Source organism: Vibrio thalassae (assembly GCF_900089835.1).
Lineage (GTDB): Bacteria > Pseudomonadota > Gammaproteobacteria > Enterobacterales > Vibrionaceae > Vibrio > Vibrio thalassae.
In genome coordinates, this window is the sequence record NZ_OANU01000079.1 from 1 (window position 1) to 5,596 (window position 5,596).

General features: G+C 44.5%; 9 protein-coding genes. All 9 read right to left on the reverse strand.

Annotation, left to right across the window (positions count from 1 at the left end):
• Positions 1-176, reverse strand: a 176-nt coding sequence (locus VTH8203_RS25835; RefSeq protein ID WP_032488129.1) for a major spike protein G, incomplete at its 3' end; no start/stop codon positions are given.
• Positions 177-286: 110 nt separating this feature from the next.
• Complete coding sequence (locus tag VTH8203_RS25840; protein WP_000065572.1) at positions 287-1,570, reverse strand: major capsid protein; 1,284 nt, start codon at positions 1,568-1,570, stop codon at positions 287-289.
• 36 nt (positions 1,571-1,606) lie between these two features.
• A complete protein-coding gene (locus tag VTH8203_RS25845; protein ID WP_000033471.1) occupies positions 1,607-1,723 on the reverse strand; it encodes a phage DNA packaging protein J in 117 nt (38 codons plus the stop codon).
• Positions 1,723-2,181, reverse strand: a complete 459-nt coding sequence (locus tag VTH8203_RS25850) for a scaffolding protein D (protein ID WP_000084700.1) — start codon at positions 2,179-2,181, stop codon at positions 1,723-1,725. Before VTH8203_RS25850 ends, VTH8203_RS25845 begins: the two co-directional genes overlap by 1 nt.
• Positions 2,178-2,417 (reverse strand): phage DNA packaging protein C, encoded by a 240-nt coding sequence (locus VTH8203_RS25855; protein ID WP_016670801.1) that lies wholly within the window; start codon positions 2,415-2,417, stop codon positions 2,178-2,180. Before VTH8203_RS25855 ends, VTH8203_RS25850 begins: the two co-directional genes overlap by 4 nt.
• Positions 2,350-2,502, reverse strand: a complete 153-nt coding sequence (locus VTH8203_RS25860; protein WP_435988044.1) for a hypothetical protein — start codon at positions 2,500-2,502, stop codon at positions 2,350-2,352. Before VTH8203_RS25860 ends, VTH8203_RS25855 begins: the two co-directional genes overlap by 68 nt.
• A complete protein-coding gene (locus VTH8203_RS25865) occupies positions 2,435-3,976 on the reverse strand; it encodes a replication endonuclease (RefSeq protein WP_000252566.1) in 1,542 nt (513 codons plus the stop codon). The genes VTH8203_RS25860 and VTH8203_RS25865 overlap by 68 nt, the downstream gene beginning before the upstream one ends.
• A 63-nt stretch (positions 3,977-4,039) precedes the next feature.
• Entirely contained in the window at positions 4,040-5,026 is a 987-nt protein-coding gene (locus VTH8203_RS25870) for a Minor spike protein (RefSeq protein WP_000466547.1), read from the reverse strand.
• Between the two features lie 8 nt (positions 5,027-5,034).
• On the reverse strand, positions 5,035-5,596 hold a 562-nt coding region (locus tag VTH8203_RS25875), incomplete at its 5' end, for a hypothetical protein (RefSeq protein WP_503169855.1).

The window sequence follows — 5,596 nt, forward strand, 5'->3', positions numbered from 1 at the left end:
CAATGAAGAAAACCACCATTACCAGCATTAACCGTCAAACTATCAAAATATAACGTTGACGATGTAGCTTTAGGTGTCTGTAAAACAGGTGCCGAAGAAGCTGGAGTAACAGAAGTGAGAACCAGCTTATCAGAAAAAAAGTTTGAATTATGGCGAGAAATAAAAGTCTGAAACATGATTAAACTCCTAAGCAGAAAACCTACCGCGCTTCGCTTGGTCAACCCCTCAGCGGCAAAAATTAAAATTTTTACCGCTTCGGCGTTATAACCTCACACTCAATCTTTTATCACGAAGTCATGATTGAATCGCGAGTGGTCGGCAGATTGCGATAAACGGTCACATTAAATTTAACCTGACTATTCCACTGCAACAACTGAACGGACTGGAAACACTGGTCATAATCATGGTGGCGAATAAGTACGCGTTCTTGCAAATCACCAGAAGGCGGTTCCTGAATGAATGGGAAGCCTTCAAGAAGGTGATAAGCAGGAGAAACATACGAAGGCGCATAACGATACCACTGACCCTCAGCAATCTTAAACTTCTTAGACGAATCACCAGAACGGAAAACATCCTTCATAGAAATTTCACGCGGCGGCAAGTTGCCATACAAAACAGGGTCGCCAGCAATATCGGTATAAGTCAAAGCACCTTTAGCGTTAAGGTACTGAATCTCTTTAGTCGCAGTAGGCGGAAAACGAACAAGCGCAAGAGTAAACATAGTGCCATGCTCAGGAACAAAGAAACGCGGCACAGAATGTTTATAGGTCTGTTGAACACGACCAGAAAACTGGCCTAACGACGTTTGGTCAGTTCCATCAACATCATAGCCAGATGCCCAGAGATTAGAGCGCATGACAAGTAAAGGACGGTTGTCAGCGTCATAAGAGGTTTTACCTCCAAATGAAGAAATAACATCATGGTAACGCTGCATGAAGTAATCACGTTCTTGGTCAGTATGCAAATTAGCATAAGCAGCTTGCAGACCCATAATGTCAATAGATGTGGTAGAAGTCGTCATTTGGCGAGAAAGCTCAGTCTCAGGAGGAAGCGGAGCAGTCCAAATGTTTTTGAGATGGCAGCAACGGAAACCATAACGAGCATCATCTTGATTAAGCTCATTAGGGTTAGCCTCGGTACGGTCAGGCATCCACGGCGCTTTAAAATAGTTGTTATAGATATTCAAATAACCCTGAAACAAATGCTTAGGGATTTTATTGGTATCAGGGTTAATCGTGCCAAGAAAAGCGGCATGGTCAATATAACCAGTAGTGTTAACAGTCGGGAGAGGAGTGGCATTAACACCATCCTTCATGAACTTAATCCACTGTTCACCATAAACGTGACGATGAGGGACATAAAAAGTAAAAATGTCTACAGTAGAGTCAATAGCAAGGCCACGACGCAATGGAGAAAGACGGAGAGCGCCAACGGCGTCCATCTCGAAGGAGTCGCCAGCGATAACCGGAGTAGTTGAAATGGTAATAAGACGACCAATCTGACCAGCAAGGAAGCCAAGATGGGAAAGGTCATGCGGCATACGCTCGGCGCCAGTTTGAATATTAGACATAATTTATCCTCAAGTAAGGGGCCGAAGCCCCTGCAATTAAAATTGTTGACCACCTACATACCAAAGACGAGCGCCTTTACGCTTGCCTTTAGTACCTCGCAACGGCTGCGGACGACCAGGGCGAGCGCCAGAACGTTTTTTACCTTTAGACATTACATCACTCCTTCTGCACGTAATTTTTGACGCACGTTTTCTTCTGCGTCAGTAAGAACGTCAGTGTTTCCTGCGCGTACACGCAAGGTAAACGCGAACAATTCAGCGGCTTTAACCGGACGCTCGACGCCATTAATAATGTTTTCCGTAAATTCAGCGCCTTCCATGATGAGACAGGCCGTTTGAATGTTGACGGGATGAACATAATAAGCAATGACGGCAGCAATAAACTCAACAGGAGCAGGAAAGCGAGGGTATCCTACAAAGTCCAGCGTACCATAAACGCAAGCCTCAACGCAGCGACGAGCACGAGAGCGGTCAGTAGCAATCCAAACTTTGTTACTCGTCAGAAAATCGAAATCATCTTCGGTTAAATCCAAAACGGCAGAAGCCTGAATGAGCTTAATAGAGGCCAAAGCGGTCTGGAAACGTACGGATTGTTCAGTAACTTGACTCATGATTTCTTACCTATTAGTGGTTGAACAGCATCGGACTCAGATAGTAATCCACGCTCTTTTAAAATGTCAACAAGAGAATCTCTACCATGAACAAAATGTGACTCATATCTAAACCAGTCCTTGACGAACGTGCCAAGCATATTAAGCCACTTCTCCTCATCCAACGCGTCAGTTTTTGACAGAATCGTTAGTTGATGGCGAAAGGTCGCAAAGTAAGAGCTTCTCGAGCTGCGCAAGGATAGGTCGAATTTTCTCATTTTCCGCCAGCAGTCCACTTCGATTTAATTCGTAAACAAGCAGTAGTAATTCCTGCTTTATCAAGATAATTTTTCGACTCATCAGAAATATCCGAAAGTGTTAACTTCTGCGTCATGGAAGCGATAAAACTCTGCAGGTTGGATACGCCAATCATTTTTATCGAAGCGCGCATAAATTTGAGCAGATTTGTCGTCACAGGTTGCGCCGCCAAAACGTCGGCTACAGTAACTTTTCCCAGCCTCAATCTCATCTCTCTTTTTGCGTTCTGCTTCAATATCTGGTTGAACGGCGTCGCGTCGTAACCCAGCTTGGTAAGTTGGATTAAGCACTCCGTGGACAGATTTGTCATTGTGAGCATTTTCATCCCGAAGTTGCGGCTCATTCTGATTCTGAACAGCTTCTTGGGAAGTAGCGACAGCTTGGTTTTTAGTGAGTTGTTCCATTCTTTAGCTCCTAGACCTTTAGCAGCAAGGTCCATATCTGACTTTTTGTTAACGTATTTAGCCACATAGAAACCAACAGCCATATAACTGGTAGCTTTAAGCGGCTCACCTTTAGCATCAACAGGCCACAACCAACCAGAACGTGAAAAAGCGTCCTGCGTGTAGCGAACTGCGATGGGCATACTGTAACCATAAGGCCACGTATTTTGCAAGCTATTTAACTGGCGGCGATTGCGTACCCGACGACCAAAATTAGGGTCAACGCTACCTGTAGGAAGTGTCCGCATAAAGTGCACCGCATGGAAATGAAGACGGCCATTAGCTGTACCATACTCAGGCACACAAAAATACTGATAGCAGTCGGCGTGTGAATCATTAGCCTTGCGACCCTCGGCAGCAAGAACCATACGACCAATATCACGAAAATAGTCACGCAAAGCATTGGGATTATCATAAAACGCCTCTAATCGGTCGTCAGCCAACGTGAGAGTGTCAAAAACGATAAACCAACCATCAGCATGAGCCTGTCGCATTGCATTCATCAAACGCTGAATAGCAAAGCCTCTACGCGATTTCATAGTGGAGGCCTCCAGCAATCTTGAACACTCATCCTTAATACCTTTCTTTTTGGGGTAATTATACTCATCGCGAATATCCTTAAGAGGGCGTTCAGCAGCCAGCTTGCGGCAAAACTGCGTAACCGTCTTCTCGTTCTCTAAAAACCATTTTTCGTCCCCTTCGGGGCGGTGGTCTATAGTGTTATTAATATCAAGTTGGGGGAGCACATTGTAGCATTGTGCCAATTCATCCATTAACTTCTCAGTAACAGATACAAACTCATCACGAACGTCAGAAGCAGCCTTATGGCCGTCAACATACATATCACCATTATCGAACTCAACGCCCTGCATACGAAAAGACAGAATCTCTTCCAAGAGCTTGATGCGGTTATCCATCTGCTTATGGAAGCCAAGCATTGGGGATTGAGAAAGAGTAGAAATGCCACAAGCCTCAATAGCAGGTTTAAGAGCCTCGATACGCTCAAAGTCAAAATAATCAGCGTGACATTCAGAAGGGTAATAAGAACGAACCATAAAAAAGCCTCCAAGATTTGGAGGCATGAAAACATACAATTGGGAGGGTGTCAATCCTGACGGTTATTTCCTAGACAAATTAGAGCCAATACCATCAGCTTTACCGTCTTTCCAGAAATTGTTCCAAGTATCGGCAACAGCTTTATCAATACCATGAAAAATATCAACCACACCAGAAGCAGCATCAGTGACGACATTAGAAATATCCTTTGCAGTAGCGCCAATATGAGAAGAGCCATACCGCTGATTCTGCGTTTGCTGATGAACTAAGTCAACCTCAGCACTAACCTTGCGAGTCATTTCTTTGATTTGGTCATTGGTAAAATACTGACCAGCCGTTTGAGCTTGAGTAAGCATTTGGCGCATAATCTCGGAAACCTGCTGTTGCTTGGAAAGATTGGTGTTTTCCATAATAGACGCAACGCGAGCAGTAGACTCCTTCTGTTGATAAGCAAGCATCTCATTTTGTGCATATACCTGGTCTTTCGTATTCTGGCGTGAAGTCGCCGACTGAATGCCAGCAATCTCTTTTTGAGTCTCATTTTGCATCTCGGCAATCTCTTTCTGATTGTCCAGTTGCATTTTAGTAAGCTCTTTTTGATTCTCAAATCCGGCGTCAACCATACCAGCAGAGGAAGCATCAGCACCAGCACGCTCCCAAGCATTAAGCTCAGGAAATGCAGCAGCAAGATAATCACGAGTATCCTTTCCTTTATCAGCGGCAGACTTGCCACCAAGTCCAACCAAATCAAGCAACTTATCAGAAACGGCAGAAGTGCCAGCCTGCAACGTACCTTCAAGAAGTCCTTTACCAGCTTTAGCCATAGCACCAGAAACAAAACTAGGGACGGCCTCATCAGGGTTAGGAACATTAGAGCCTTGAATGGCAGATTTAATACCAGCATCACCCATGCCTACAGTATTGTTATCGGTAGCAAGCACATCACCTTGAATGCCACCGGAGGCGGCTTTTTGACCGCCTCCAAACAATTTAGACATGGCGCCACCAGCAAGAGCAGAAGCAATACCGCCAGCAATAGCACCAAACATAAATCACCTCACTTAAGTGGCTGGAGACAAATAATCTCTTTAATAACCTGATTCAGCGAAACCAATCCGCGGCATTTAGTAGCGGTAAAGTTAGACCAAACCATGAAACCAACATAAACATTATTGCCCGGCGTACGGGGAAGGACGTCAATAGTCACACAGTCCTTGACGGTATAATAACCACCATCATGGCGACCATCCAAAGGATAAACATCATAGGCAGTCGGGAGGGTAGTCGGAACCGAAGAAGACTCAAAGCGAACCAAACAGGCAAAAAATTTAGGGTCGGCATCAAAAGCAATATCAGCACCAACAGAAACAACCTGATTAGCGGCGTTGACAGATGTATCCATCTGAATGCAATGAAGAAAACCACCATTACCAGCATTAACCGTCAAACTATCAAAATATAACGTTGACGATGTAGCTTTAGGTGTCTGTAAAACAGGTGCCGAAGAAGCTGGAGTAACAGAAGTGAGAACCAGCTTATCAGAAAAAAAGTTTGAATTATGGCGAGAAATAAAAGTCTGAAACATGATTAAACTCCTAAGCAGAAAACCTACCGCGCTT